The sequence below is a fragment of the Acidobacteriota bacterium genome (assembly GCA_034211275.1).
In the GTDB taxonomy this organism is placed as follows: Bacteria; Acidobacteriota; Thermoanaerobaculia; order Multivoradales; family JAHZIX01; genus JAGQSE01.
The window spans coordinates 1-1524 of sequence record JAXHTF010000393.1 but is presented as its reverse complement, the minus strand read 5'-3'; the positions used below and the strand labels follow the sequence as shown (position 1 = coordinate 1524).

Genomic DNA, 1524 nt, shown 5'->3' with positions numbered 1-1524 from the left:
TGTGCCGAGCACGAGATCAGCCAGGCGCAGGACTATCTCTGGCGTGAGCAGTTCCTCGCCAACGCCGCGTTCGAGCCGGCCGGCGCCCCGCAACGCCAGTTAGCGTCCACGGAGGTGGTGGAAATTCGCTGAGCGAGGCGGCGTGCCGGAGCGACCTTCGACGAGTCTGGCGCAGGCCGCCGCCGGGTGCTGCGCGAGGTGGCCATCGGGCCGAGCGGCTATGGGTGGAGTTGGCAGGCTTCACACCAGAGCGACGGAGACCCCGATGACCGAGGAGAGAATGGCATTGGTCGAGCTGCTGCAGAAGGCCGACGAAGGCGACTTCCTGCGTGCCGTCGCCGAGGCGGTGCTGCAGCTCCTAATGGAGGCCGACGTCGACGGCGTGATCGGCGCTGGCCGCCACGAGCGCTCCCCCGAGCGGCTCAACTACCGCAACGGTCATCGTCCCCGCAGCCTCGACACACGCCTCGGCCCGCTCCAGCTCAAGATCCCAAAGCTGCGGCAGGGCTCGTACTTCCCGCCCTTCCTCGAGCCCAGAAAGACCAGCGAACGGGCCCTGGTCGCGGTGATCCAGGAGGCCTGGATCGGCGGCGTCTCGACCCGGCGCGTCGACGACCTGGTCCAGGCGATGGGCCTTGCTGGCATCTCCAAGTCCCAAGTCTCCAAGCTGTGCAAGGACATCGACGAGCGGGTCGGCGCCTTCCTCGACCGCCCGCTGGAAGGCGAATGGCCCTACCTCTGGCTCGATGCGACGTATCTCCGGCAGCGGGAGGGCGGCCGGATCGTGACCGTGGCGGTGATAATCGCCGTGGCGGTCAACACTGACGGCCGGCGCGAGATCGTCGGCTTGCACGTCGGACCCTCGGAAGCCGAGACCTTCTGGTCGACCTTCCTCAAAAAGCTCGTCAAGCGCGGGCTGAAAGGTGTCCGGCTGGTCGTCTCCGACGCCCATGAGGGCCTGAAGCACGCCATCGGCCGGGTCCTGGGCAGCACGTGGCAGAGGTGCCGTGTCCATTGGATGCGCAACGCCCTGGCCCACGTGCCGAAAAGCCAGCACACCGTGGTCGCGGCCGCACTCCGCCAGCCATTCCTGCAACCCGATGCCGAGGCCGCGAGCCAGGCCTGGCGCCAGGTCGCCGATCAGCTCCGCCCCCGCTGGCCCAAGCTCGCTGACCTGATGGACGACAGTGAGCACGACGTGCTCGCCTACATGACCTTCCCCACCCAGCACCGCACCAAGCTCCACAGCACGAACCCGCTTGAGCGCCTCAACAAGGAGGTCAAACGCCGCGCCGATGTGGTCGGCATCTTCCCCAACGAACCCTCGATCATCCGCCTGATCGGCGCGGTCCTGCTGGAGCAGAATGACGAGTGGCAGCTGATGCACCGCTACATGCAGGTCGAGGCGATGGCCGAGATCGAGCGCCCCGCCACCGACCCAGACCAACTCCAACTTCCACCCAAGGCCGCTTGATCCGTGGCCACCTCAGACCCGCTCCCAAATTCCACCATCTTGACGGACGT

At 67.2% G+C, this 1524-nt stretch carries 1 protein-coding gene; it reads left to right on the top strand.

Annotation, left to right across the window (positions count from 1 at the left end; genetic code table 11):
* Positions 1–265: 265 nt before the first annotated feature.
* Entirely contained in the window at positions 266–1474 is a 1209-nt protein-coding gene (locus tag SX243_26260; GenBank protein MDY7096491.1) for an IS256 family transposase, read from the top strand.
* The last annotated feature ends 50 nt before the right edge of the window (positions 1475–1524 follow it).

Bases quoted from the DNA above. Each gene is read 5' to 3' on its own strand.
- SX243_26260 (MDY7096491.1), top strand. From the start codon at position 266: ATGACCGAGGAGAGAATGGCATTGGTCGAGCTGCTGCAGAAGGCCGAC.